The sequence below is a fragment of the Amycolatopsis dongchuanensis genome (assembly GCF_039542405.1).
Taxonomy (GTDB): Bacteria; Actinomycetota; Actinomycetes; order Mycobacteriales; family Pseudonocardiaceae; genus Amycolatopsis_E; species Amycolatopsis_E sacchari.
This window is the reverse complement of the sequence record NZ_BAABIB010000079.1, coordinates 78,902-103,194: the sequence shown is the minus strand read 5'-3', so window position 1 is coordinate 103,194 and position 24,293 is coordinate 78,902. Positions and strand designations below refer to the sequence as shown.

The following is a 24,293-nucleotide window of genomic DNA, read 5'->3' as shown; positions in this document are numbered from 1 at the left end:
GCGCTACTCCTGGTCGTCGGCGGACTTGCGCCGGCGCGAGGCCGTCACACCACCGATCACCACGACGACCACGACCGCGGCGCCGATCCCGATCCACGCCCCGGCGGGCAGGCCGCCGCCCCCGCCGCCGCCCTCGGCGGGCACGGCACCGTAGAAGCTCCAGTAGCCGCTCTGCTCCATGATGTTGCCGGTGTTCGCGGGCTGCTTCGGGAAGCTGGTGAACCGGTCGGCGCGGTAGGCCTCGAGCGGGTTGTCGTAGTCGAGGACGAGGCTGGGCACCTGGTCGTAGTAGCGGGCCTGCGCCTGCTTGACCAGGTCGGCGCGTTTGGTCTGGTCCAGTTCGGTGCTCTCCCGCTGGTAGAGCGAGTCGAACTCGGCGTCGCAGAACAGCGAGGCGCTACTGCTGCTGCCCGAGGTCGCGGGCAGCGCGGCACACGTCTGCTTGCTGAGCACGTAGTCCGGGTCGGGGCTGGTGCCCCAGCCGGAGAACGCGAGGTCGTAGTCGCCGTTGTCGGTGCGGTCCTGCACCTCGTTGTCCGACACCAGCTGCTTGGTGACCTTGATGCCGATCCCGCCCAGCCAGCTCACGATGTAGTCGGACCCGCGCTGCGCGAAGTCCTCGCTGGCGCGGCCCAGCAGCCGCAGCTCCAGCGGCTTGCCATCGGGGCCGACGCGCGTGCCGCCGGGGCCGGTCCGGTACCCGGCCGCGTCGAGCGCGGCCGCCGCGGCGGCCTGGTCGAACTTGTAACGCTGGTTCGGCGCGGGTTCCCAGTGGTAGAGCGGGAAAGCGGCCGGCACGAGGCCGCCGCCGAGCTGGCCGTAGCCGCCCAGCACCTTGTCGATGAGGGTCTGCGGGTCGATGGCCTGCGCGATCGCCTTGCGCACCCGCACGTCCTTGAGCGCCGCGTTGCCGTCACCGATGGGCTGGTGCGCGGCGTTCTGCGCGCCGGGGTTGATCAGCAGTTCGCGGTAGCGGCGGCCGGTGGCCTGGTTGACCGCGATGCCGGACTCGTGCTTGAGCTGGTCGAACTGGGTCGCGGTGAGCCGGTTGACCAGGTCGACCTCGTCGTTGCGCAGCGCGTTGACCGCCGCGTCGGCGTTCTTGTAGCTGATGAACTGCAGCTCGTCGTACTTCGCCTTGCCCCGCCAGTAATCCGGGTTGGCCTTCAGCCGCACCAGCTCGTTCGGCCGGTACTCGGTGATCAGGAACGGGCCGTCCCCGACGCCCACGACCGGCACCGAGTCGGTCTTGGCGTCGTTCATGTCGCCGATGCCCGCCCACACGTGCTCCGGCACGATCGGCACGTCGATGGCCGTCATGCTGGCCTGCGGCGCCTTCGTGCGGATGACCAGCGTGTGGTCGTCCGGCGCGGTCACGCTGGCGAAGTTCTCGACGTAGGTGCCGTTGGCCTCCTGCGCCTTCTCGTCGGTCATGATCCGGTTGAAGGTGAAGGCCGCGTCCTTCGCGGTCACCGGCTGCCCGTCGGACCACTTGAGGCCCTGGCGGATCTGGTAGGTCCAGGTCAGCTTGTCGTCGGAGGTGGTCCACGACGTGGCCAGTCCGGGGCTGGGCGTGTTGTCCTCGGCCGAGGGCAGCGTGAGGAACTCCCACGTCATCCGGCCGATCATGGTGCTGGAGGCGAACGAGGCGAGGAACGGGTTCAGGTGGTCGATCTCCTGCACCAGCGCCACCCGCAGCACCTTGCCGCTCTGCTGCGCCTGCGCCGCGGGCGCGAACGGGCCCGCCACGAGTACCGCCGCGAGCACCGCCGCGCCGGCCCGGAAGCGCGTGAACATGGACGACCGCACCTGGTTTCCGCCTCTCCGTACATTCCCCGAGGCGGAAAAGTAACCACATGCGCGTCTATCCGCGCAATATCTCCCCAACACTCTGCGTGCTGGATCGTGACTAACCCGGCGACACGGCGACACCCTCCGGCTGGCTGCCGACCGGCACGGTCGCGGTGACCGACGTGGACCGCACGTCGAGGACGGACATCGCGTCCGATCCCGTGTTGGTCACGTACACGTAGCTGTTGTCCGGTGCGGCCGCGATGCCCTCGGGCTTGTCACCGACGGGGATGGTCGAGGCGACGCTGGTGGCACCGGACGGCAGCTGGGAGACGGTGTCGGAGCCGCTGTTGGTGACGTACACGGTGCCGCCGCCGGTGCTGGCGACGCCGATCGGTGCGTCCCCGACCGGCACGGTCGCGGTCACCAGGCCGGTGAGGACGTTGATGATCGAGACCGTGTCGCTGCCGGTGTTCGCGACGTACGCGCGGCCTCGCGGCGTGATGGCGATCCCCGCCGGGAACCGGCCGACCGGGATGGTGCCGGTGACGCGGTCGGTGCCGGTGTTGAGCACGGTGACCGAGTCGGCGCCGTTGGCGGTGACGAGCAGGCTGCGGCCGTCGGGGCTGAGCGCGGGGGTGTGCGGGAACCGGCCGACGGGCACGGTCGCGATCGGGGCGTTGCTGGCCGCGTCGATCACGGTCACGGTGCTGTCGCTGAAATTGGCCACGTAGACCCGGGACGGGCTCGCGGCGACGCCGAAGGGGTGCGAGCCGACCGGCACCGTCGCGAGCACGCGGTGGGTGTTGGCGTCGACCACGGAAAGCGTGTTCGACAGTTCGTTCGCGACGTAGACCCGGTCGCCGTTGGGCGACACGGCCACCCCGACGGGCGCGGCCTGCACGGGGACGTCGGCCAGCAGCTGCGTGGTGCGGGTGTCGTAGACCGTGACGTTGCGGGAGCCGGTGTTGGCGACGAACACCTTGATGCGGGGCGGGTAGGCCAGCGCCGGCACGGTGCCCACCACCAGGCCGGCCGCGAGCAGGATCGCCGAGCAGGCGAGCGAAACGGTCCGTGGCCACCTGGACAACTGTTGTCTCCATTCTCGAAAATCTTTTCACTGAGCGCCGGAGCCGACGCACCGAATGTAGGTGCGTGATTTCGCACGCGCAGGCTCTGGTACCCGGATGAGTCCAGCGCCACCCTTCCTACCGGGTGAAATGTCGCCGACGAGTGTCCACTGTGGCTGATCGACTACGAAAGAGAATCACATTCCGAGCGGACGCGAACCCTTTTTAAGGAAACGGTTTCGCGGTTTTCCGGGCCCGGACACGACGATGCCCCGGCCGCGAGGGCCGGGGCATCGTCGGAGGAAGGGGACTCAGCGGTGGGTGGCGCGGCGCTGCCGCGGCGGCAGTGCCGGCGCGTAGTCGAACGCCAGCACCGCCTGCGGGTTGAGCTGGTGGCCGAGGAAGGTCCGCAGCTCCGGCCGTGCCTTCTGCACCTCGTCCGGCCGCAGCAACACGGCCGTGCGCGCGCCCTGGACGCACCCGGTCAGCAGCACGCGCTGCAGCGCGCGGCCCGCCTGCACCTGCCCGCGCAGGCTGTCGGTGTAGGAACTGAGCACCGCCACCAGGCCGGCCGGGCCGGCGGCGGCACCGGGCAGCCAGCCCGCGTCGCTCAGCACACCCCGCAGCGCGGTGACCTCACCGGGCGGTTCGAGCAGCAGGAGGTCGGCCTCCTCGCGTTCGGCGGCGCGCACGAGCGTCTGCCGCACCGCGGCGGGTACCGGGCCCGCGCCGTCCCCGCGGGGCGGCGCCGACACGGCGGGGATGGCCCGCGCCAGCGCCCGTTCCTGGGGGCTCGGCAGGCAGCGGGCGCGGATCGACACGGTCGCCAGCAGTTCTGGCCGGGTCCGGTCGGGCAGCAGGTCCACGGTCGCCGCGTGCCCCGCGGCCCGCAGGGCCAGCTGCACGTTCAGCACGCTCCCGCCACAGGCGGCGAGCGCCTCGCGGTCACCGTCCTCGAGTTCCACGTCGATGCGGCCGGGCCCGGGCAGCAGGCGGCACGGGTGCGCCGGGTCCGCGAAGGACACCAGGTTCGCGGCCGCCAGCGCCGAGGCCAGGTAGTCCGGTTCCGACAGGGTCTTCGTCATCGGAAAGCTCCAAGCTGAGGGATTCCTCGAAACCATCGCGCTCGTCGACGGCGGCGTGGAAGAGCACGGCGTCCCCGCCTACGGGGTCTTTTGTACTCTCTCCCTCCTCGGGCTCATGTCAATAGGGGTTCACCCGGTTCACGTACGCCGGGGCCACTTTTTCGCTGTCCCCGCGGGGATAGGAGATGCGCCCGGGGTCGCCGTCGGAGGTGTAGCGCGAGCCGGGGTCGGCCGCCAGCTTGTCGAGCCAGACCGTGGAGCCGTATTCCGCCTCCTTCCCGGTGGCGGCCTGCGAGCGGATGCGCGGGATCTGCAGCGGGTCGAACTTCGCCGAGTACGGCGAGCGGGACGGGTTGGCACCGACGAGGAACGCGCCGCGGTAGTCGTAGCCGGGTCCCTTGAGCGCCAGGTCCTGCTGCCGCGGGTGGATGCCGAACGGCAGCGCGATCGTCGTGGGGTTCGCACCGGGCGCGGCGGCGCGGATTTCCTTGTCGTTCCCGGCGATCTCCTCGGTGGCCGCGTCCGCGGACTCCTGCCGCAGGTTGGCGTGGGTCAGCGTGTGGTTGCCGATGTCGAACCCGTGCGCCAGCAGCCACGGCAGCGTCCGGTGGCCGCCGGGATCGCCGAACGGGGTCTGGTTGACGTACAGGGTCGCCACCGGGCGGAACCCGGGGTGGGCGCGGGCGACGTCGAGCAGGATGCCCACGGCCGTCTGCGGTGCGGGGTTTCCGTCCGCGCCCAGTGCGAACTGGCTCGGATCGCCGTCGTCGAAGGTGAGCACGACGGGGTGCTTGCCGGCGGGCACGTCGATCGTGCCCGCGGTGAACTCCGCGGCGGTGACCGGCACGTAGTTCTCCCGTGCCAGGCGTTCCAGTTCGGCGCGGAAGTCGGCGGGACTGCGGTCGTAGACGGACTTGGGCTGCTCGACGATCCGGTGGTACATCAGCACCGGCACCAGTCCCAGCTCGTTGGCACCCACCGCGGCGGGATCGGGCGGCGCGGGTGCGCTCGACGTCGCGCGCAGCGGCGCCAGGGACGACCACGGCTGCTCGTCCTTCGAGGCGCTCTGCCCGGTGCTGCACGCGGCCAGCAGGCCGGCCGCGGCGAGGAGGGGAACCAGCTTGCTCTTCACCCTTCGACGGTGCGGTGTCGGCGCCCGGCCCGCAATCGGAGCGGACCCGATGGGCTGAACCGGCCGTGGCGGGGTTTGAACTAGTGTCCCTGCGATGCGCGTGGAAACGCCCGGTCCCGAACCCCAGCTGGGTCTCGGTGTCGTGGCACCGTACGACTTCTCCCGTGACCGCGAGCTGTGGCGGTGGGTGCCGGACACGGTGTCGGTGTTCATCGCCCGCACCGAGCGCGTCACGGGTGCGGACAACCTCGGCGCCGTGTCCGCGCTGGGTGATCCGTCCGTCGTGGCACGGCCCACGCGGGAGGTGTGCGAGATCGGCGCCCGGGTCGTGGCGTATGCGTGCGCGTCGTGCAGTTTCGCCGGGGGTGCGCGGGCGGAAGGCGAGCTGCGCCGGGCGATGCTGGCGGCCGGTGCCCCGCACGCGCTGACCACCAGCGGCGCCGCCGTGCGCGCACTGCGGGCCGTGGGCGCGCGCCGTCTCGCCGTGGTGCACCCGTACGAGGAACCCGTGGGCGAACGGCTGGCCCGCTACCTGGCCGAGGCCGGGTTCGAGGTCGCGGACACCACCGCGCTGGGCGTGCCGGTGGACGAGGCGCTGACCGCCTCCTACACCCAGGTCGCCGACCTGGTCCTCACCGGGAACCGGGCCGACGCCGACGCCGTGTTCGTCAGCTGCACCGCTTTGCCCACCTACGACCTGATCGCACCGCTGGAGCGCGAGCTGGGCAAACCGGTGGTCACCGCGAACCAGGCGACGATGTGGGCCGCGCTGGAGGTGCTCGGCCTGCCCGCGACGGGGCCGGGCCAGCGGCTGTGCCGGGGACGCGGAACGGTTCGCGCGTAGTTGTCCCCGACCTGCGGCGGCGGCATGATGCGCGCATGGCTCTCGTGACCCACGGTTTCTCCGGCCGTCGCCGTGGCGGCCCGCCCGGACGGCTCCCGCCCGGGCAGTACGACGTCGGCGACGGGTTCCCCGTGCTGTCGGCGGGTCCCGTGCCGCGGCGGCACCTCGACGCGTGGGACTTCACCGTCCGCGGCGAGATCGCCGAGCCGAGGCGGTGGAGCTGGACGGAGTTCCAGCGGCTGCCCCACGAGACGACCACCGTCGACATCCACTGCGTGACCAGCTGGTCGAAGTTCGACACCACGTGGTCCGGCGTCAGCCTCGACCTGCTGCTCGGCGACGTGCCGGCCGAAGCCGAGTACGTCGTGGCGTTCTGCGACGGCGGGTACACCACCAACCTGCCGCTGGCCGACGTGCTGGGCGGCAAGGCGTGGGTGGTCGACGGTTACGCGGGTAAACCGCTCGCGCCCGAGCACGGCGGGCCGGCGCGGCTGCTCGTGCCGCACCTCTACTTCTGGAAGTCGGCGAAGTGGGTGCGCGGCATCGAGCTGTCCCGCACCGACCGGCCCGGGTTCTGGGAGACCTTCGGCTACCACAACCACGGCGACCCGTGGCAGCAGCAGCGCTACGCCGGTGACTGACAGGAGGACGACCGTGACCGCACCACTGGACGGCAACGCGATCGCCGGTCCGCTGAGCGAGTTGTTCGCCGTCGACCTCGCCGCGGCGACCGTCACGTGCGCCTCGTGCGGGTCCAGCGGCCCGCTCGCCGCGCACGACCTCTACCCGGACGCGCCCGCGCTCGTGGTCCGCTGCCCCAGCTGCACCGAGGTCGTGCTGCGCTTCGCCTCGGACAGCCGGGGCATCCGGCTGGACATGACGGGGACCCGGCTGCTGACCGTCGCCACCACGGAGGATCAGGCCGCCAGCCTCGCGTAGACGATCACGTTGTCCAGGTAGTTGTGGTTGGCCGCGTCGTACGCGCCACCGCACGTGATGAGCCGCAGTTCGGGCTCCGCGGTGTCGCCGTAGACCGCCTCGGTCGGGAACGAGCTCTTGGCGACCTGGTCCACTTTGGTCACCGTGAACGCGAGCGTGCTCCCGTCGGCGCGGCCCACCTTGACCTGGTCGCCGGTCTTGACCTCGTGCAGCCGCCAGAAGATGCCTTTCTGGTGGTTGCCGTCGATGTGCCCGAGGATCACGGCGGGGCCGGTCTGGCCCGGTGGCGGGCTGTACCGGTACCAGCCGGCCTGCAGCGGCTGGTCGACCGGCGGCACCTCGACGGTGCGGTCGGGGTTGAGGCCGAGCTGCACGAGGCTGGAGCGGGCGCCGATGCTGGGCAGCTCGACCCACGTGGGCAGCACGGGCCCGGGGTCGGCGGTGACCGGGGCGGTGGGCGCGGGCTGCGGCGCCGTGCTCGCCGGGCCGGCCCCGCAGCCGCCGAGCAGCAGCGCGGCGGCCAGTGCGAGCAGCAGGGCCGCCCAGCGGCGGAGGGGTGTGCCGCTCATCGGTCCGTCGCGAGGCTGCCGTCGCCGGTCTGCGGGGCGCCGACCGGGATGACGCGGACCTGACCGCCACCGCTCGCGGCACCGGCGGGCGGCGCCTGGGTCGGCGCCGGGGTGGGCGTGCTGGTCTCGCCGCGCGGGGTGGTGGCCTTCCCACAGGTGGCGGACGCGAGCACCACGTCACCGTTGCCCAGCGCGCCGGTGACGGCCCCGCCGAGCAGCTTGATGTGCAGCGCGTTCACCGTCAGGCTGCCGTCGGCGTGCCGGACCTGCTCGTTGACGATCACCCGCACCACCCCGGGCACGCCGAGTTCGCGATTGGGGCCGGTACCGACGGGAAGGCTGCCGAGGCGGCCGAGGTCGAGGCCGGCGAGCTCGGAGCTGCCGGTGACGCCGTCCGCCGTGCCGGTGCACCGGGCGCTGATCACGCGTGCGGTCGGGGTGCGGCCCGCGAGCGGCGCGAGCACCGGCAGGGCGGCGTCGACGATCGAAGCGGTGGCGGCCACCTCACCGCTGGTGCTGTCGTGCTTCGCGGAGCTGGTGATCGCCTTCGCGGTGACGAGGCCCTTCAGCGGGGCGTCGACGACCGAGGCGCTGGTGGGGCCCCCGGTGCTGGAGGACGCCAGACGCCCGGTGTCGACGGTGAGGCCGGGGGCGCCCAGCACACCGGGCAGCAGGGAGACGGTGGCGGACGCGCCGTACGCCGATCCGTCGCCGGGCCCGGTGGTCGCGGCGCCGGCCGGCGTGGCGGCGGCGAGGAGCGCCGTGGCGGCGAGGCCGGCCACCCCGGCGGAACGCAGCGCGGAAACCCGCATGGATCATCCTTTCGGCAAAGGGAGAAGGACGCTCACGACGCGGAACCGGTCCCCCGACACGGTGTGCTGCACCAACGGATGCGAGCGAGCGACGGCGAAGCTACCCGCCGGTCGCGGAGCCGCCAAGGGCCGCCGGAACCCGCTGCCGCGGCCACGACGCGCCTGAGTAGAAAGCGGTTTCCCGCCGCTCACACCATCGGATGACCACCGGCGGAGCGCGGTCGGCCGTGCCCGTCACTGCCCGTGCCGATGAGGGGTGCGGTCCGGACATTCGCCCGCTCCCCCCACCTGGTGAGGTGATCATTGGGCCGGGTGCCGGAAAACACGCTGCGTCATGTGACGGACACGGCGGGGCGGACCGTTCAAGCCCTGCGGGTCACCCGGGTGGCCGATACGATGACCGCGGTCCCGTGTTGAGCAGCAGCCCGGCGACCGCCCTTTCCCGACCACTCCCGATTGGCCCCGCCTGCGCCCACGAGCGACCACACCCTCACCCTCGGTGTCGAAGAAGAGTTCCTGCTGGTGGACCGCGAGGCCCACCTGGCGTCCGACGGCCCCGCCGTCACCGACGAGGTGTCCGACCCGCCCGGACAGGTCGAGCACGAGCTGCGCACGTGCCAGGTGGAGTCCGCCACGGAGGTCCAGACCACGGTCGAGGAGGTCACGCACGGGTTGCGGGAGCTGCGGAACGGCCTGGCGGCCGAGGCCGCCACGCGCGAGCTGCGGCTGCTGCCCTCCGGGGTGCCGCCGCTGGCCGAGGACCGCACCCTCGCCTTCACCCCGAGCCCCCGGTACCAGCGGATGGCGGGCGAGTTCGGCGCCGTCGCCCGCTCCGCGCTCACCTGCGCGTGCCACGTGCACGTCGCGATCCCCGACCGGGCGACCGGTCTCGCGGTGAGCAACCGGATCCGGCCGTGGCTGCCCGTGCTGCTCGCGCTGACCGCCAACTCGCCGTTCCACGACGGCGACGACACCGGCTACGCCAGCTGGCGGCACGTGATGTGGGGGCGCTGGCCGTCGTCGGGGCCGCCGCCGCACTTCGAGTCCGAGGACCACTACGAGTCGCTCGTCGACGCCATGCTGCGCACGGGCGCGTTGCTCGACCGCGGGATGGTGTACTGGGACATCCGGCTGTCCGAGCACCAGCCGACGCTGGAGGTCCGCATCTCCGACGTGGCGGCGACGGTCGAGGAGGCCGGCCTGCTGGCGGTGCTCGTGCGCGGGCTGGCGGCGCGGGCGATGGACGAGGGGGACGCGCCCGACGGCAAGGCGGGGCCGCCGCCGGAACTGCTGCGCGCCATGCTGTGGCGGGGTGCCCGCGACGGGCTGTCCGGCAAGGCCGTGGACCCGGAGGACGGGGACCTCGTGCCGGCGTGGCACCTGGTGGACCGGCTCGTCGAGCAGGTCCGGCCGCACCTGCGGCAGGCCGGGGACGAGGACTTCGTGCGGGAGGTGCTGGACCGCCTGCGGCAGACGGGCAGCGGCGCCGACCGGCAGCGTGCCGCCTTCGCACGCCGCCGGCAGCTCACCGACGTGGTCGACGCGCTGGCCTGGCAGGTCTAGACCGGCCGGACCAGGTATCGGCCCTCGGGCCGGAAACCCTGGCGGCGGTAGAGGGCCACCGCGTGCGTGTTCGTTTCGCGCACTTCGAGCCGGAGCTGCCGGGCACCCTGATCGGCCGCCCAGCGCAGCACGGCCCGCACGAGGGCGTTGCCGACGCCGTGGCCGCGGACGGCGGGCGCCACCCACAGCGAGATCAGCTCGACCTCACCCGCCTCGTCCGGCGCGGTGCCGCACACCACGCCCGCCGGGCGGCCCTCCCATTCGGCGCACATCGTGAACGGCACGTCCGTGAGGCGCCGCCGCCAGCGCCGCTCGTCGGCGTGCAGCCAGTCCGCGAGAGGGGTCTCGAAGGCTTCGGGCGCGTCACGCAGGGACGCCAGGCGCAGGTCGCGGAACACGGCCCAGTCGTCCGGCGCGAGGCGTCGCAGGGTGATCACGCCTCCAGTGTCGCGGAGACGGGGAAGCCCCGGCGCAGCCGATCGGGATTCGGCGCTGCCGGCGCTGGTTTTGGGGGTCGGCGCGGCGGTCGCCTCTCGGCGAAGGGCACGAACGCGGCTCCAGCCGGACTGGTGTTCCGCGACGGCGAAGTGGTGAGGCCCGGGGGGACACGGACCGCACCGACCGCCTCGTACAACCACCCCTCCCCCGGATCTATTCCGGGGTCGAGGTCCGCGGGTCGATGTCCGTCGCGAGCCGATCCCGGTCGGCCGCCCACGACGCCAACAGGGCCAGGCCGTCGGCGGTCGCCGTGCCGGCGGGCGCGGTGTAGACGTTCAGGAGCAGGCCTGGTTCGGCGGGCAGCTCCATCGACTCCACGTCCAGGTCGAGGCGGCCCACCACCGGATGATGCAGCCGCTTACGCCCGGAGCGGTGCAGCCGGACGTCCTGGGATGCCCACCGCTGCCGGAAGAGTTCGCTGCGGGTGGACAGTTCGCCGACCAGGGCGATCAGTTCCCCGTCGTGCGGAGTGCGGCCGGCTTCCATGCGCAGCTTCGCGGCCACATCGCGGACGATCCGGTCGTAGTCGACGAAGAACGCTTCGGCCGCCTCGGGATGCAGGTACACGAACCGCGCGGTGTTCGCCGGCCGCCGCGTGCCGGCCAGCATGGGTGCATACAACGCACGGGCCAGCTGGTTCGTGGCCAGCACGTCGTAGCGGCCGTTGCACAGCCACGCCGGCGCATCGGTGATGGCGTCGAGCACCTGCTGAAGCGCCGGCCGCACCGTCGCGGCGGGACGCCGTGCACCGCCGGGCGCCCTCGACTGCCGTGCGAGGTGGAACAGGTGATCGCGCTCGGCCTCGTCGAGTTGCAAGGCCGCGGCCACCGCGTCGAGCACCCCGTCGGAGGCGCCGGTGAGGTTGCCGCGCTCCAACCGCACGTAGTAGTCGACCGACACCCCTGCCAGGAGGGCGACCTCTTCGCGGCGCAGGCCGGTGACCCGGCGGTGGCCGCCGTAGGCGGGCAGCCCGGCCCGCTCGGGCGTGATCCGCGCGCGGCGCGAGCGCAGGAACTCCTTGATCTCGGTGCGCAGATCGATCACGGCCACCCCGTCACCGTAGGCCCTGCCCACAGGCGAAGGGAGGTTCTGCTGGTACCCCTACGTCCCCGATGCGGTCGTGGCGATGCCGCCGTCGACCGGGACGATGGTGCCCGTGAGGTAGGACGCGGCCCGGCTGGCGAGGAACACGGCGACACCCGCCATGTCGTCGTCGCGGCCGAGGCGGCGCAGAGGGGCCTTCGCCGCGATCGTGTCGCCGACCGCTTCGAGCGTGGCCGCCATCATCTGCGACGGGAACGGCCCTGGGGCCACCGCGTTCACCGTGACGTGCTGTGGGCCCAGTTCCCTGGCGAGCACCCTGGTGAGCTGGTGGAGCCCCGCTTTGCTGCTGGCGTACGAGTAGTTCGGCGACTCGGCGACGTGGATGCCGGCGATGCTGCCGACGTTGATGACCCGCGCGGGATCGTCGGCGGTGCCCGCCTTGCGCAGTGCGGGGAGCAGCGCCTGCACCAGCCAGAACGGCGACTTGAGGTTGAGGTCGAGCACCGCGTCCCAGGCCTCGGCCGGGAACGTCTCCAGGGGCTCGCGCCACATCGCGCCCGCGTTGTTGACGAGGATGTCCAGGCGTGCCGAGTCGGCCTGGACGAGATCAGCGAGGCGCCGGCACTCGTCGTACCTGGACAGGTCGGCGGGAACCGCTCGCACGTCGCCGAATTCGGACAGCAGCTGCTGCGCCTCCGCACACGCGTCCGCCTTGCGCGAGCTGATGACGACGCGGGCGCCGGCCTGCAGGAGGCCGCGCGCGATCATCATTCCGATGCCCCTGGTGCCGCCAGTGACAAGTGCGTGTTTCCCACTCAGATCGAAAAGGTCTGCGTGGGCGGTGAACCGGGTGTTCGCCCGTGGGGTCATTGCTCTTCCCTCTGTGTAGCTGAAAGCCGACCCACCCAGGTTCACAGGAGTCCTGATCTTCTGGGAGAGCCTGGCTGTACAGGTACTGCGAGAGCCCCTGTGACGACGAGGGGTTACAGGGCTGCGGGCAGGGTGTCCAGCCACTGGGGCAGCGGCACCTCGCGCCAGTCGTGGGCGAACAAGGCGTGGCGGCGTCCGTCGATGCGGCGATCGCCGCCCGGCACCGGGTGGTAGTCGGCGTAGCCCAGCAGCGGCTGCCAGAAGTCCGGGTCCGACCACACCGAGAAGGCCACCACCATGCCGGCGTCCCGCAGCGACGCGGCCAGGCAGTCCTGCAGCATCAGGTCCATCGCCGGGGACGGCCGCCGGGGCGCGGCCGGGTCGACCAGGAACCGCACGATGCTGAAGTGCTCCCCCGCGGCCAGCCCGCCCGTCGCCCGGCAGCGCTCCCACGCCGCGGCGACCATCGGGTCGGCGGCCAGCTCGGCCTCCTCGACGGTGGCGAACCCGAGCCGCGCCATGAAGGCGACCGGCCGCGCGGTCCCGCGGCTGCGGTACACCGCGAAGTTCTGCGGCTGGTGGTCCAGCCAGAACGCCACCATGCGCGCGGTCTCCGCGCCCTCGGCCTGCCGCGCCATCGCCAGCAGTTCGGCGCGGTCCTCGGGCCGGTAGCTGTCCTGGACGAGCTGGCCGTCGCCGTCGAAGGTGAAGTACCGCCGCTTCACGTCACCCACGCGGTAGATGTACTGGGTGGCGTCCTCGACGGCGAGCGGTTCTCCCGCGGTGCGGGCGCGTTCCACCAGGTGCTGCAGGATCCGCCGGTGCATCGAGCGGTACTCCCGCTCGCCGCCGCCGCGCACGCCCTCGTCGAGCGCCTGGCGCACCAGGTCGTGCGGGTAGAGGCCGGCCTGGCAGGACTCGACGAACGGCAGTGCGGCCAGCCACGCGTACAGCGCGGCGGTCTCCTCCCAGGGCAGGGCGGCCCGCAGCAGTTCCGGGGTCGTGGTCCTGGCGTGGGCGAACAACCGCAGCGCGTGCCGGTGCGCGGCGGAGGGGACCTCGCCCGCGAGGGCCTCCAGCAGTGCGCTCGCGACGTCTTCGGTGTGCTGCCAGCCGTGCTCGCGCAGCGCCAGTTCGGCGGCGAGCGACAGCGCGAGCGGCAGCCCGCCGGCGTCGGCGAGCACGCTCGCGTGCAGCTCCGACGGCACTCCCCGCGCGGTGAGCAGCGCGCCCGCGTCGCGGGGCGGCAGCTCGCCGAGCGCGATCGTCCGCAGCACCGGCGCCCAGCCCGGATCGCGCCGCCACTCCGGTGCCAGCGGCAGGCGCCCGGCGATGACGATCACCGCGTGTTCGGGCAGCCGGGGCAGGAACCGGGTGCGCAGCCAGCATTCGAGGCCGCGGCACTGCTCGAAACCGTCGATCACCAGCAGCACGCGGTCGTCCCCGAACGCGTCGCGCGCCGCGGCCTCGATCGCCTCCGGGCGGCCGCCGACGTCGTGCCCGTCCACGCTCACGACGTGGCGGCCCGCGGCCAGCGCCTCGGCGGTGAACCGGCGCAGCAGCGCGGACTTGCCGATGCCGCCGGGGCCGTGCAGGTGCAGCAGCACGGGAGCGGCCGGGCCGCCGGCGAGCGCCTGCCGGAACGCGGCGAGCTCGGCGACCCGTCCCACGAAGACCTCGTCGCGGGCAGTGGCTGCATCGGGCATGCGCGCAGCATAAGCGCCGGATCGCCGCGGCAGACGGGTGCGAACGGCCCCGTGGGGCGGTTCGGTCCGGGAGTGCCGCCGGTCCTGCCCCTTCGCGCGAGTCAGGACCGGGTGGCGGACAGCCCGCGGGCGATGGCGCCCAGCAGCGGCGGCACGTCGTCCCGGTCCAGCACGGCCTCGATGACGGTGACGCGGTCCGGCGCGCTGTCCGCGAGCGCGGTCCGCAGCTGCTCGCCGGTGCGCACCGTGGCGGTGCGCACGCCCTCGCCGCCGAGCGCCCGCAGCAGCTCCGGCCACGCCCACGGCGTGATGTCCTGGTACACCGCGTCCGGGCTGCGGATCGCGCGTTCGACCGTGTAGCCGGCGTTGTTCAGCACGAGGACCACCGGGGCGGGGTGCCGCCGGGCGAGCGTCGCGAACTCCTGCACGGTCAGCTGTGCCGCGCCGTCGCCGATCAGCAGCACCGGGCGGCGGGCCGGCTCGGCCAGCTGCACCCCGAGCAGCGCGGGCAGCGTGTACCCGATGGATGACCAGATGGGCTGGCCGATCAGTTCGGTGCCCTCCGGCAGGGCGAGCCCCGCGGCACCGTAGTAGGCGGTTCCGGCGTCGGCGAGCAGCGCGGTGTGCGGCGGCAGCCAGTCCTGCAGCGCCGCCCACAGCCCGGCCTGCGTCAGCGGGCCCGGCTCGGCGGTGCTCGGCACGGGTGACGCCGCGGGGGCGGGCAACGGGGCGCGGCCCGCCCGGTCGACGAGGTCGGCCAGCGCGGCCACGGCGTCGGCCAGTTCCACGCCGGGGAACTCCGCGAGCCCCACCCTCGCCTGGTGCAGGTCCAGCACGACGGCGCGGGTCAGGTCGAGGTCGTGCGTGAACATGCCGGTGACCAGGTCGCTGAACACCGCGCCCACGACGACGAGCGATTCGGCCTGTTCCACGGCCTGGCGCACGTCGTCGTCGGCGGTGAAGCCGCCGATGTAGACCCCGAGCGAGGCGGGGTGCCGCTCGTCGAGCAGGCCCTTGGCGCCGAGCAGGGCCGCGACCCTGGCGAGTCCGGAGTCGGCGATGCGGCGCAGCACCTGCCCGAGGTCGCGGCGGCGCGCGAGGTGCCCGGCCAGCAAGGTGAGCTGCGCGCCACGCAGGTGCTCGCCGAGTGCGGCGGTGAACGCGGCCAGCGCCTGCGAGTCGCTTTCGGGGCGCCGCAACGGGATTTCCAGCCGGGCGGCCGACACGCGGGCGGTCGCGACGTCCACGGGCACGCTCAGGTAGCCGGGTTGGGACTCTCGCAGGGCGGCGGCGAGGACGCGGTCGATCTGGTCGGCGGCGTGCTGTTCGGTGAGGACCTCTGCGGCGGCGGTGACCTCGGCGTAGGCGCGGGCGAAGTGGCCGAAGTCGCCGTCGGCGAGGGTGTGGTGCGTCAGCGACCCGGCGCGGGCGGCGGTCGTGGCCGGGGCGCCGGTGATCTGCACGAGGGGCACGGACTCGGCGAAGGACCCCGCGACGCCGTTGATGGCGGACAGTTCGCCCACGCCGTAGGTGGTGACGAGGGCGCCGAAGCCGCGCACGCGGGCGTAGCCGTCGGCGGCGTAGGCGGCGTTGAGCTCGTTGGTGCTGCCGACCCACGTCAGGCCGGTGCCGTCGAGCAGCGCGTCGAGGAGGGCCAGGTTGAAGTCGCCCGGCAGGCCGAACAGGTGCTCGACCCCGAGCTGGCGCAGCCGCGCGGCGAGGTAGGCCGCGACGGACACAGTGGGTTCGGTGCTCATGCCCCGATTCAGGCACTGCCGGGTCACCGTGAACAATGTGATGTCGGTGGAGTAGTCAGATTGCGCACTGGAAGAGTTCTTGGCGCGCAGACAGGAGTCAACGTGAGCACTCTCGACGCGACGGACCGCCGGATCCTGCGCGCGCTCGACGACGACCCGCGCGTGCCGGTGCTGCTGCTCGCGCAGCGGCTGGGCCTGGCGCGCAAGACGGTGCAGACCCGGCTGGCGCGGCTGCAGGACGCCGGCGTGCTGCGCCCGCACAGCGACCGGGTGCGGCCGTCGTCGCTGGGGTACGCGGTGAAGGCGCTCGTCACCGCGGAGGTCGAGCAGGCGCGGCTCGACGAGGCGGTGGCCGCGCTGCGGCGGATCCCGGAGATCCTGCACTGCGCGGCGACCACCGGGGACGGCGACATCGTGCTGCAGGTCGTCGCCCGCGATCCCGACGACCTGTACCGGGTGGGCCAGCGGATCCTCTCCTGCCGCGGGATCCGGCGCACGAGCAGCGCGCTGCTGATGCGCGACCTCATCCCCTACCGCACGACCGCGCTGCTGGAGGCGGCGGACGAGGTCAGCGCCGCGCGGTGAGCAGCAGGTGTTCCTCGGGGCTCGCGCCCGGCTGGTCCGGCGCGAAGACCTCCGAGTGGGTGGACAGCACCGTGAGCCCGGCGGCGGCGACCCTGGCTTCCAGGTCCGGCGCGGCGAAGCTGGTGAGCCGCACCTGGTGACCGAGGAACTCGACCGGCACGTCCTCGGCGTCCATCGGCACCGTGATCAACGACAGGTAGCCGCCCGGCACGAGCCACTCCGCGACACGGGCGAGGACCGCTTCGGTGTCGGCGCGCGGCATCTGCAGGAACGGGAAGTACGCGCACACCGCGTCCCAGGACGCCGGCGGTGAGGTCCAGGTGCGCACATCGGCCAGTTCGAACCGCGCGTCCGGCACGTTCCGGGTGGCGAGTTCAACCATCACGGGCGAGACGTCCAGCCCGGTGACCCGGCAGCCCGCGGCGGCCAGCTCCGCCGCGACCGGACGGCCGGTGCCGCTGCCGATGTCGAGCACCCGGGCCCCGGGCGGCAGGACCGCCAGCAGCTCGCGCACGGCGCGCGTCAGGATGGGCGGGCGGCCGAACGCGTCCTCGTACCCGGCGCCGATGGCGTCGAACAGCTCAGCCGCGGAGGTCACGCGCCGCTCGTCCATGCCCGGAACGTAACAAACCGGACGCCTCGGTGGCCACGGCGTCGCAGGCGGAAGCGCCGTCGGCGCGTGCCACGATCCGGCCGCCCACGGCCAGGAAAGCGGTTTCCGTGTCGTCGCCCGGCATGACACCGGCCGCCGCGGCCAGCCGTCCGTCGTCGTCGAACACCACCCGCAGCCGGGGCCAGGCGGTACGCGGGAAGGCCTGCCGCAGGCAGTGCGCCGTCTCCGCGACCGCCCAGCGGGCGAGCGGCAGGAACTCGGCGGGCTCGTCGGCGACCAGGACCGCGGTGACCTCCGCCCCGGCCCGCACCGCCTCCTCGACCGCGGCCAGGCGGTGCGGCCCCAGCACCGCGATCACGCCGTCGACCCGCACCGGCTCACCCGTCACGGCGTCGACGCGTTCGGCGGCGGGCCACGGTTCGTCCGCACGGGACGGTTCACGCAGCGGCGGAGGGGCCCAGAAGTCGTTGAGCTCCAACGTGGTCAGCCGTTCGCACGCGCTGATCACGTCGAACGGCTCGGCGAACCCCGGTGCCGCGGCGGCGAGCTGGGTCGCGCCCTGCAGGGTGGTGAGCACGGCGCCGGCCGCGCGGACGAGCCGGACCGGGGGCGCACCCGGCGGGCTCGGCGGCGGTTCCAGCGCCTCCCACGCGAGGGACAGCAGCACCGCGTCGAGCCGCATGAGCTGGGTGAACGCCGCGCGCAGCCGCTCGTCCGCCATCACCTCCGGCAGCAGGTCCCGGCCGAGCGGCGGTTCGTCGAGCCGGGAGACCCACGCCCGAGCGAAGGAGGCCACGGAGTCCTTCGCGGTCGCGCCGGGCCGCGCCCCGGGCGGACGGGAAGCGTTCTCGGCGAGATCGGCCAGCACGGCGAAGTACAGCGCGCGTTTGCCGGGGAAGTTCGAGTAGACCGCGCCCCTGGTCAGCTCGGCCCGCTCGGCGATCGCGTCCACCTTCGCGTCCCGGAAGCCGCGTTCGGCGAACTCCGCGCGCGCGGCGGCCAGCACCTTCGCCCGGTTGCGCTCCTGCGCCTGGGCCCTGGTGAGCCGAGCCATGCCACCCCCGTCATTGCCTCACGACGGCCTTCAAGCTACCTTCACCATCCAGATGATGACATCATCTGAATTTTCCCCTGGAGGCCACATGGTGCCCGAACTCGACCTGTCCGACCCCGCCGTGCTGCACGATCCCTTCGCCACCTACGGCGCCCTGCGCGAGAAGAGCCCCGTCGCGCGCTTGCTCGCACCGGGCTTCGGCTCGATGTGGGCCGTGCTGCGGCACGCGGAGGCTCGCGAACTGCTCGCCGATCCCCGCTTCGGCCCCAGCTCGGCCAGCTACCTGCGGCCGGACGTGCCCGAGCACTGCCGGCCCTACCTGCGCACGATGCAGGAGGTCGGCGGCGACGAGCACCTCCGCCTGCGCCGCACCGTCGCCCCCGCCTTCACGCCTCGCCGTGCCGAGGACTTCCGGGCGCGCGTGGCGCGCATCGTGGACCGGCTGCTCGACGCGCTCCCGGACGGCCCGGTCGACCTGCTGGAGCACTTCGCGCGGCCGCTGCCGGTCGAGGTGATCTGCGAGCTCGTGGGGGTCCCCGGCGCGGACCGGCCACGGTGGCACTCCTACGCCGCGACGATCGCCACCGGCGCGGGGCCGGCGTTCGCCGAGGCGCTGCCCTCGGCCATCGAGGACGCGAAGGGCACCGTGGCGCGCGCACGGGTGGCGCCGGGCGACGACCTGGTCACCGACCTGCTGCGCACAGATCTGTCCGAAGTGGACACGGTCACGCTCGTCTGGCACCTGGTCCTCGCCGGACAGACCCCGGCGAACCTCGTCGCCAACGCGGTCGAAGCCCTGCTCACCCACCCCGAGCAGCTCGCCGCGGTGCGGGCCGATCCGGCGCTCGCCCCGAGGGCCGTCGAGGAGGCGTTGCGGTGGTGCGGCCCGCAGCCGCTGACCGTGCCCCGGTTCGGTACCGAGGACGCGGAGATCGGCGGGGTCCGGATCCCGGAGGGCGAACCCGTCACGGTCGTCATCGCCGCCGCCAACCGGGATCCGCGCGTCTTCCCCGACCCCGACCGGTTCGACATCACCCGGGAGCCGGGTGCCCAGCACCTGAGTTTCGCCCACGGGCCGCACTTCTGCCTCGGCGCGTCGTTCGCCCGCGTGCAGACCGAGGTGGCGATTTCGGCCCTGCTGGGCCGTTTTCCCGATCTCGCGCTCGCCGGCCCGGTGGAGCGGGCGCCGGATCCGGGGACGTGGCGACCGGTCGCGTTGCCGGTGCGGCGGTGACTAGGATTTCGGCCATGCGATTCGGATTGTTCGTGCCCCAGGGCTGGCGCCTGGATCTGGCCGGTATCGACCCCGCCGAGCAGTGGAACACCATGATCGGCATCGCCAGGATCGCCGAGGAGGGACCCTTCGAGTCGATCTGGGTCTACGACCACTTCCACACCACGCCGGTGGCCACCGAGGAGGCCACGCACGAGGCGTGGGCGCTGATGGCGGCGTTCGCCGCGGCGACCAGCCGGGTGCGGCTGGGCCAGATGTGCACCTGCATGGCCTACCGCAATCCCGCCTACCTCGCGAAGTTCGCGGCCACCACGGACGTCGTGTCCGGCGGCCGCGTGGAGATGGGCATCGGCGCCGGCTGGTACGAGCACGAGTGGCGCGCCTACGGGTACGGGTTCCCGCCCGCCGGGGAGCGGCTGGGCATGCTCGACGAGGGCGTGCAGATCATGCGGCAGCTGTGGACCGAGGGCAAGGCCACGCTCGACGGCCGCCACTACCACGTCGACGGTGCGATCTCCCGCCCGCTGCCGCTGCAGGAGGGCGGCATTCCACTGTGGATCGCCGGTGGCGGCGAGAAGAAGACGCTCCGGATCGCCGCGCAGTACGCGAACTACACCAACTTCGCCGGCGGTCCCGAGGACTTCGCCCACAAGTCGGAGGTGCTGGCCGCGCACTGCAAGGACGTCGGCACCGACTTCGACGCGATCGTGCGCTCGGCCAACTACAACGTGGTGATCGGCGAGACCGAGAAGGACGTGCGGGACCGGCTGGCGTGGCTCCGCTCGCACTTCCAGCCGCACCTGCCCGCGGACGTGCTGGAGTCGACGTACCGGGCCTTCGAGACCGGCCCGCTGGTCGGCACGCCGGAGCAGATCGCCGAGCGGCTCACCGAGCTGCGTGGCCTCGGGATGACGTATGCGATCACGTACTTCGCCGACGCGGCCTACGACCGCTCCAGCATCGACCTGTTCGTGCGTGACGTGATCCCGGCACTGGCCGGTTAGGACGGTGGGGCGGGCCTGGGTCGCCAGGCCCGCCCCACATGTCACTGCGGCAGTTTCACCACGGTGACGAAGAAGTCGTCGATCTGGCGGATCACTTCGATGAACCGTTCGAAGTCGACGGGTTTGCTGACGTAGGCGTTGGCGTGGAGGCTGTAGCTGCGCAGGATGTCCTCCTCCGCCTCGGACGTCGTGAGCACCACGACCGGGATCACGCGCAGCTCCGGGTCGTTCTTCAGCTCCGCCAGCACCTCGCGCCCGTCGCGGCGCGGCAGGTTCAGGTCGAGCAGGATCAGGCCCGGGCGCGGCGCGTCGGCGTACTCGCCCTCGCGGTGCAGGAACTGCAGCGCCTGCTCGCCGTCCTTGACGACGTGCAGCTTGTTGCGGATCTTGTGGTGCTCGAACGCCTCCTGCGTCATCAGGACGTCACCGTCGTCGTCCTCGACGAGCAGGACGTCGACGACGTCAAGCGGTTCCGGGATGGTCATCGGTTTCCTTCTCCTCCTGGAGCACGGGCAGGGTGAAACAGAACCGGGCACCGGTCTGGACCGTGGTGTCGAGCCAGATGGTGCCGCCGTGGTGTTCGACGATCTTCCGGCACATCGCGAGCCCGATGCCGGTGCCGGGGTAGTCCGCCTTCGCGTGCAGGCGCTGGAAGATCACGAAGATCCGCTCCGCGTACTCCGGGTCGATGCCGATCCCGTTGTCCTGCACGCAAAACCGCCAGAAATCACCGTCGCGTTCCGCCGTGACGGTGACGTGGGGCTGGTTGTCGCCGTGGAACTTCAGCGCGTTGCCCAGCAGGTTCTGGAACACCGCGGTGAGCAGGGGTACCTCGGCGCGCACGGTGGGCAGCTCGCCCACCTCGATCGTCGCGCCGGACTGTTCGATCGCGGTGGCCAGGTTCGTCTTCGCCTGCTCGACCACCTTCTCGCACGACACGGGCACGGCCTCGCGGACGATGCGCCCGACGCGGCTGAACGCGAGCAAGTCGTTGATGAGCACCTGCATGCGTTTCGCGCCGTCCACGGCGAAAGCGATGTACTGGTCGGCCCGCTCGTCGAGCTGACCGGAGTAGCGGCGCTGCAGCAGCTGGCAGAAACTCGCGACCTTCCGCAGCGGCTCCTGCAGGTCGTGCGAGGCCACGTAGGCGAACTGCTCCAGCTCGGCGTTGGACCGCTCCAGGTCCTGCGTGCGGGCGTCGAGCACGGCGTGCGCGGACCGCAGCGCCGAGAGCTCCTGGAGGATGCGCTCACGCATCCGGTTCACGTCGTCGCCCAGCTCCCGCACCTCGCGCGGACCGCTCTGCGCGACCTCGTGCGCGAAGTCCCCGTCGGCGACGACGCGGACCTCCCGCGCCAGCCGGGTCAGCGGCGTGATGGCGGCGGCGCGCAGCCCGAACGCCAGCACGAACACGATCAGCACGAACACCACGGCGATCGCGATGCAGGCCACGTAGAGCACGACCCACGTGCGGTTCAGCGTGGCGGCGCCCAGCTGGCGCGCGGTGTTCAGCTCGTCCTGCAGCGCCGTCACCGCGGTGCGCACGGCGTCGAAGGCGTTCTTGCCGCGGTCGACGTCCGTGCCCACGGCGGGCTGCCCGGTGGTCCGGACCAGCTGGATCGTCGGCTCCGCGTACTCCGTGCGCCACGCGTCCGCGAGGGTCACGACCTCGCGCAGCCCCGCGGCCGCGTCGGGCAGGTCGGAGCCCAGCAGTCCGGTGAGCCGGTCCACGGCGTCCCGTTGCGCGGCCAGCCCGTTGGTGTAGGGCTGCAGGAAGTCCTGCTGGGTGGCCAGCCCGTAGCCCCGCACACCGGTCTCCTGGTCGACCAGCGCGGCCTCCAGGCGCAGGGACTGCTGCAGCGCGGGGTCGATCCGGTCGATGACGCGGCTGCGGGCGGTGGACAGGCTGGTCAGCGCGATGACGCCGACCACGATCGAGATCACCGAGAACGCTGCGACGATCGCGACGCCGACGCTGGTGATGCGGCGCAGCGGCCAGCGGTGCGCGTGGCGGCGCGGTTCCCGCTCGACGGGGGCGGGAGGTGCTTCGACCGTCACCGAGCGCCTCCGCCCAGCGCGAGCACCGCCAGGTCGTCGTCCAGATCGCCGCCGTTGAGCGCGCGCACCCGCTCGATCACGTCGTCCAGCAGTCCTTCCTCGGCGCCCCGCGCCGGATAACCCGCGGGCAGCACGGATTCCACGAGCCCGAGCAGCCCGTCCACGTCCAGCCGCCTGCTGCCCGCGCCGATGCGGCCCTCGATGAGGCCGTCGGTGTACATCAGGATCGACCAGCGGCGGTCCAGCGGCAGGTCGGCGCTCGGCCACACCGAGCCGTCGCCGATGCCCACCGGCGGGCGCAGCGGCGCCTCCGGCTGCCGCACCCCGCCGGGTGTGATGACCAGCGGCGGCGGGTGGCCCGCGAGGTACACGCGGACGAACCGGCGGCTCGGGTCGATCGACAGCATGGTGAGCGTCGTGAACAGCGCCTTCTTGTGCCGTTCGTGGGCGAAGACCTGGTCGAGGGTGGTGAGCACCTCGACGGTGGGGCGCGCGGCGAGCACCATCGTGCGCCACGCCACGCGCATCGACACCCCCAGCGCGGCTTCGTCGGGGCCGTGCCCGCAGACGTCGCCGACCACGGCGTGCACCCAGCCGTCGGCGGCCTGCACGACGTCGTAGAAGTCGCCGCCCAGCAGCAACCGCTGCCCGCCGGGCGAGTACCGGCTCGCGACGGTCAGCTCCGGGTCCGACACCAGCGGCGAGGGCAGCATGCCGCGCTCCAGGCGCGTGTTCTCCTCGGCGTAGATGCGGGCTTCCCGCAGCTCGCGCTGGACCTCCTCGGAGCGCACGCGTTCGATCGCGTAGCGGATGACCCGGTCCAGCAGCTGCCCGTCGACCTGGCCCTTGACCAGGTAGTCCTGGGCGCCGGCGCGCACGGCGTGCTCGCCGAGGTACTCGTCGGCCAGCCCCGTCAGCACCACCACGGCGACGTCGGGGCGGTGCGCCTGCAGCCAGCGGACGCCTTCGAGCTCGTGGGTGTCGGGCAGGCCCAGGTCGAGCAGCACGCACGCGACACCGGCCAGGTACGGGCGGGCCTCGGCCAGCGACCGGACGCGCTGCAGCTCGACGGCCGCGCCGACGTCGATGAGCAGCTCCTCCACGAGCAGGGCGTCACCGTCGTCGTCCTCGATCAGCAGGACCCGGGTGGGCCCCAGCCGTTCCGGAGAAGGTGCGCGGGTGAGCGCAGCATCCCGAGCCACCATCGGTGCCTGCTCGTCCTCGCTGTGTCGGGTGCCGGCCTCGGCGGCCGGCGCGGTCAGCACAGCATAGTGGGCAACCCCGGCGCTCCGCCGTGCAACGTGCGCGGCATGCCATGCTGTCGCGAACCTCCGGCGCGGCGGCCGCGTCGGAGTGGGTGCCGGCCGGTGAGGGAAAGGGCATGCGGTGGTGCGGAGCAGATCGGTGTGGGGCGTACTGCTGACCGGGATCGTGGCGCTGGCGGTCGCGGGGTGCACGGAGGCGGTGAAGGGACAGCCTTTCGCGGCGGGGACGAGCTCGTCCTCGGCGGCGCCTTCGCCGTCGCGGTCCGCGGCACCGTCGTCGTCATCGGCCTCGTCGGCGCCGGGGGGCACGGTGACGGTGGCGACGATGACCGTGACGTTGCCGCAGGGCATGGGCTACACCGGCGCCTCCTCGGGCGGTGCGCTAGACGGGTGCGTCTCGGACGGGTCGGCGCAGTGCGCGGCGCGGATGCTGGACCTGCGCGCGGCGGCGAACGACCCGAACGCGCCCTTCAACGCCCCCAGCGTGAACCGGCCCTACGGCTGGTACACGGGCACGGACGTGCCGCAGTGCATCACCCCGTCCGCTCCGCCCGGGTCGGGCCCGGAGGCCACCGGCAGCACCGTGGTCGAGTCCGGTCTCGCCCCGATCGGCCCGAAGAAGGCCGAGTACGCGCGCTGGCAGGTCACGTGCGCGGACGCGACGCAGAACAACCAGGTCCGGATGTGGTGGCTGCCGACGAGCAAGATCCTGGTGACCGAGTACGCCGCCTCCCCCGACCTCGACGCGCGCATCGACGCGATCCTCGCCGGGGCGACGTTCGGCTGAGCCGTCAGCGGGC

Annotated in this window: 24 protein-coding genes; 8 read left to right on the top strand and 16 right to left on the bottom strand. The window is 72.8% G+C overall.

Translation table 11 applies throughout. The annotated features are described in order from the left end of the window. Positions 1-3: 3 nt before the first annotated feature. From ABFX51_RS21750 to ABFX51_RS21735, 4 genes are all read right to left on the bottom strand, one after another. Entirely contained in the window at positions 4-1,797 is a 1,794-nt protein-coding gene (locus ABFX51_RS21750) for an ABC transporter substrate-binding protein (RefSeq protein WP_346054755.1), read from the bottom strand. Between the two features lie 112 nt (positions 1,798-1,909). Beyond that, a complete protein-coding gene (locus ABFX51_RS21745; RefSeq protein WP_346054754.1) occupies positions 1,910-2,881 on the bottom strand; it encodes a beta-propeller fold lactonase family protein in 972 nt (323 codons plus the stop codon). 291 nt (positions 2,882-3,172) lie between these two features. After that, positions 3,173-3,946, bottom strand: coding sequence for a hypothetical protein (locus tag ABFX51_RS21740; protein WP_346054753.1), 774 nt, complete (start codon positions 3,944-3,946; stop codon positions 3,173-3,175). 118 nt (positions 3,947-4,064) lie between these two features. Beyond that, complete coding sequence (locus ABFX51_RS21735) at positions 4,065-5,078, bottom strand: polysaccharide deacetylase family protein (RefSeq protein WP_346054752.1); 1,014 nt, start codon at positions 5,076-5,078, stop codon at positions 4,065-4,067. A gap of 94 nt (positions 5,079-5,172) precedes the next feature. Here ABFX51_RS21735 and ABFX51_RS21730 point away from each other — a divergent pair, with 94 nt between their 5' ends. Genes ABFX51_RS21730 through ABFX51_RS21720 form a run of 3 tightly spaced genes read left to right on the top strand, consistent with a single transcriptional unit; the run spans position 5,173 to position 6,861 of the window. Further along, complete coding sequence (locus tag ABFX51_RS21730) at positions 5,173-5,922, top strand: maleate cis-trans isomerase family protein (RefSeq protein WP_346054751.1); 750 nt, start codon at positions 5,173-5,175, stop codon at positions 5,920-5,922. A gap of 35 nt (positions 5,923-5,957) precedes the next feature. Then, a complete protein-coding gene (locus tag ABFX51_RS21725; protein ID WP_346054750.1) occupies positions 5,958-6,563 on the top strand; it encodes a molybdopterin-dependent oxidoreductase in 606 nt (201 codons plus the stop codon). Positions 6,564-6,576: 13 nt separating this feature from the next. Then, entirely contained in the window at positions 6,577-6,861 is a 285-nt protein-coding gene (locus tag ABFX51_RS21720) for a DUF6510 family protein (protein WP_346054749.1), read from the top strand. On the opposite strand, the gene ABFX51_RS21715 is transcribed toward ABFX51_RS21720, so the two are convergent. Together ABFX51_RS21715 and ABFX51_RS21710 are read right to left on the bottom strand one after the other, a co-directional pair. Continuing rightward, positions 6,840-7,430, bottom strand: a complete 591-nt coding sequence (locus ABFX51_RS21715) for a class F sortase (protein WP_346054748.1) — start codon at positions 7,428-7,430, stop codon at positions 6,840-6,842. The two genes, ABFX51_RS21720 and ABFX51_RS21715, sit on opposite strands and share 22 nt — an antisense overlap. After that, positions 7,427-8,242 carry a choice-of-anchor P family protein gene (locus ABFX51_RS21710; RefSeq protein WP_346054747.1) on the bottom strand — a complete coding sequence of 272 codons (816 nt, stop codon included), beginning with the start codon at positions 8,240-8,242 and terminating at the stop codon, positions 7,427-7,429. The genes ABFX51_RS21715 and ABFX51_RS21710 overlap by 4 nt, the downstream gene beginning before the upstream one ends. Positions 8,243-8,698: 456 nt before the next feature. Here ABFX51_RS21710 and ABFX51_RS21705 point away from each other — a divergent pair, with 456 nt between their 5' ends. Continuing rightward, positions 8,699-9,805 (top strand): carboxylate-amine ligase, encoded by a 1,107-nt coding sequence (locus ABFX51_RS21705; RefSeq protein WP_346054746.1) that lies wholly within the window; start codon positions 8,699-8,701, stop codon positions 9,803-9,805. Here ABFX51_RS21705 and ABFX51_RS21700 read toward each other — a convergent pair. The 5 genes from ABFX51_RS21700 to ABFX51_RS21680 form a co-directional block, all read right to left on the bottom strand. Next, positions 9,802-10,242 carry a GNAT family N-acetyltransferase gene (locus ABFX51_RS21700; RefSeq protein WP_346054745.1) on the bottom strand — a complete coding sequence of 147 codons (441 nt, stop codon included), beginning with the start codon at positions 10,240-10,242 and terminating at the stop codon, positions 9,802-9,804. The genes ABFX51_RS21705 and ABFX51_RS21700 overlap by 4 nt on opposite strands. A gap of 214 nt (positions 10,243-10,456) precedes the next feature. Then, entirely contained in the window at positions 10,457-11,353 is an 897-nt protein-coding gene (locus tag ABFX51_RS21695) for a helix-turn-helix transcriptional regulator (RefSeq protein WP_091504323.1), read from the bottom strand. A gap of 51 nt (positions 11,354-11,404) precedes the next feature. Further along, positions 11,405-12,217, bottom strand: a complete 813-nt coding sequence (locus ABFX51_RS21690; RefSeq protein WP_346054744.1) for an SDR family oxidoreductase — start codon at positions 12,215-12,217, stop codon at positions 11,405-11,407. Between the two features lie 113 nt (positions 12,218-12,330). Next, a complete protein-coding gene (locus tag ABFX51_RS21685) occupies positions 12,331-13,923 on the bottom strand; it encodes an ATP-binding protein (RefSeq protein ID WP_346054743.1) in 1,593 nt (530 codons plus the stop codon). A gap of 101 nt (positions 13,924-14,024) precedes the next feature. Then, positions 14,025-15,680: an alpha-keto acid decarboxylase family protein gene (locus tag ABFX51_RS21680; RefSeq protein WP_346054742.1), complete on the bottom strand. Its 1,656-nt coding sequence runs from the start codon at positions 15,678-15,680 to the stop codon at positions 14,025-14,027. Between the two features lie 102 nt (positions 15,681-15,782). Here ABFX51_RS21680 and ABFX51_RS21675 point away from each other — a divergent pair, with 102 nt between their 5' ends. Continuing rightward, positions 15,783-16,265 carry an Lrp/AsnC family transcriptional regulator gene (locus ABFX51_RS21675; protein WP_091504033.1) on the top strand — a complete coding sequence of 161 codons (483 nt, stop codon included), beginning with the start codon at positions 15,783-15,785 and terminating at the stop codon, positions 16,263-16,265. Here ABFX51_RS21675 and ABFX51_RS21670 read toward each other — a convergent pair. Further along, on the bottom strand, positions 16,249-16,878 hold the full coding sequence (locus ABFX51_RS21670) for a class I SAM-dependent methyltransferase (protein WP_091504032.1): 630 nt from the start codon (positions 16,876-16,878) through the stop codon (positions 16,249-16,251). The two genes, ABFX51_RS21675 and ABFX51_RS21670, sit on opposite strands and share 17 nt — an antisense overlap. Beyond that, the gene (locus ABFX51_RS21665) at positions 16,847-17,932 is read right to left on the bottom strand and encodes a TetR family transcriptional regulator (RefSeq protein WP_091504031.1); all 1,086 of its coding nucleotides are present in this window, start codon (positions 17,930-17,932) and stop codon (positions 16,847-16,849) included. The genes ABFX51_RS21670 and ABFX51_RS21665 overlap by 32 nt, the downstream gene beginning before the upstream one ends. An 88-nt stretch (positions 17,933-18,020) precedes the next feature. Between ABFX51_RS21665 and ABFX51_RS21660 the strand changes: the two genes are divergently transcribed. Both ABFX51_RS21660 and ABFX51_RS21655 read left to right on the top strand, forming a co-directional pair. Next, a complete protein-coding gene (locus ABFX51_RS21660) occupies positions 18,021-19,166 on the top strand; it encodes a cytochrome P450 family protein (RefSeq protein WP_346054741.1) in 1,146 nt (381 codons plus the stop codon). A 14-nt stretch (positions 19,167-19,180) separates the two neighbouring features. Further along, complete coding sequence (locus ABFX51_RS21655; protein ID WP_346054740.1) at positions 19,181-20,170, top strand: LLM class F420-dependent oxidoreductase; 990 nt, start codon at positions 19,181-19,183, stop codon at positions 20,168-20,170. A 41-nt stretch (positions 20,171-20,211) separates the two neighbouring features. On the opposite strand, the gene ABFX51_RS21650 is transcribed toward ABFX51_RS21655, so the two are convergent. Genes ABFX51_RS21650 through ABFX51_RS21640 form a run of 3 tightly spaced genes read right to left on the bottom strand, consistent with a single transcriptional unit; the run spans position 20,212 to position 23,433 of the window. After that, positions 20,212-20,655, bottom strand: a complete 444-nt coding sequence (locus ABFX51_RS21650; protein WP_245782848.1) for a response regulator — start codon at positions 20,653-20,655, stop codon at positions 20,212-20,214. Next, positions 20,633-22,228 (bottom strand): sensor histidine kinase, encoded by a 1,596-nt coding sequence (locus ABFX51_RS21645; RefSeq protein ID WP_346054739.1) that lies wholly within the window; start codon positions 22,226-22,228, stop codon positions 20,633-20,635. The genes ABFX51_RS21650 and ABFX51_RS21645 overlap by 23 nt, the downstream gene beginning before the upstream one ends. After that, a complete protein-coding gene (locus ABFX51_RS21640) occupies positions 22,225-23,433 on the bottom strand; it encodes a PP2C family protein-serine/threonine phosphatase (RefSeq protein ID WP_346054738.1) in 1,209 nt (402 codons plus the stop codon). The genes ABFX51_RS21645 and ABFX51_RS21640 overlap by 4 nt, the downstream gene beginning before the upstream one ends. Positions 23,434-23,614: 181 nt before the next feature. Here ABFX51_RS21640 and ABFX51_RS21635 point away from each other — a divergent pair, with 181 nt between their 5' ends. Continuing rightward, positions 23,615-24,280, top strand: a complete 666-nt coding sequence (locus tag ABFX51_RS21635) for a hypothetical protein (protein WP_346054737.1) — start codon at positions 23,615-23,617, stop codon at positions 24,278-24,280. The last annotated feature ends 13 nt before the right edge of the window (positions 24,281-24,293 follow it).

Bases quoted from the DNA above. Each gene is read 5' to 3' on its own strand.
- ABFX51_RS21710 (WP_346054747.1), bottom strand. From the start codon at position 8,242: ATGCGGGTTTCCGCGCTGCGTTCCGCCGGGGTGGCCGGCCTCGCCGCC.
- ABFX51_RS21650 (WP_245782848.1), bottom strand. From the start codon at position 20,655: ATGACCATCCCGGAACCGCTTGACGTCGTCGACGTCCTGCTCGTCGAG.
- ABFX51_RS21750 (WP_346054755.1), bottom strand. From the start codon at position 1,797: ATGTTCACGCGCTTCCGGGCCGGCGCGGCGGTGCTCGCGGCGGTACTC.
- ABFX51_RS21715 (WP_346054748.1), bottom strand. From the start codon at position 7,430: ATGAGCGGCACACCCCTCCGCCGCTGGGCGGCCCTGCTGCTCGCACTG.
- ABFX51_RS21680 (WP_346054742.1), bottom strand. From the start codon at position 15,680: ATGAGCACCGAACCCACTGTGTCCGTCGCGGCCTACCTCGCCGCGCGG.
- ABFX51_RS21690 (WP_346054744.1), bottom strand. From the start codon at position 12,217: ATGACCCCACGGGCGAACACCCGGTTCACCGCCCACGCAGACCTTTTC.
- ABFX51_RS21655 (WP_346054740.1), top strand. From the start codon at position 19,181: ATGCGATTCGGATTGTTCGTGCCCCAGGGCTGGCGCCTGGATCTGGCC.
- ABFX51_RS21685 (WP_346054743.1), bottom strand. From the start codon at position 13,923: ATGCCCGATGCAGCCACTGCCCGCGACGAGGTCTTCGTGGGACGGGTC.
- ABFX51_RS21730 (WP_346054751.1), top strand. From the start codon at position 5,173: ATGCGCGTGGAAACGCCCGGTCCCGAACCCCAGCTGGGTCTCGGTGTC.
- ABFX51_RS21665 (WP_091504031.1), bottom strand. From the start codon at position 17,932: ATGGCTCGGCTCACCAGGGCCCAGGCGCAGGAGCGCAACCGGGCGAAG.
- ABFX51_RS21660 (WP_346054741.1), top strand. From the start codon at position 18,021: ATGGTGCCCGAACTCGACCTGTCCGACCCCGCCGTGCTGCACGATCCC.
- ABFX51_RS21725 (WP_346054750.1), top strand. From the start codon at position 5,958: ATGGCTCTCGTGACCCACGGTTTCTCCGGCCGTCGCCGTGGCGGCCCG.
- ABFX51_RS21740 (WP_346054753.1), bottom strand. From the start codon at position 3,946: ATGACGAAGACCCTGTCGGAACCGGACTACCTGGCCTCGGCGCTGGCG.
- ABFX51_RS21670 (WP_091504032.1), bottom strand. From the start codon at position 16,878: ATGGACGAGCGGCGCGTGACCTCCGCGGCTGAGCTGTTCGACGCCATC.
- ABFX51_RS21640 (WP_346054738.1), bottom strand. From the start codon at position 23,433: ATGGTGGCTCGGGATGCTGCGCTCACCCGCGCACCTTCTCCGGAACGG.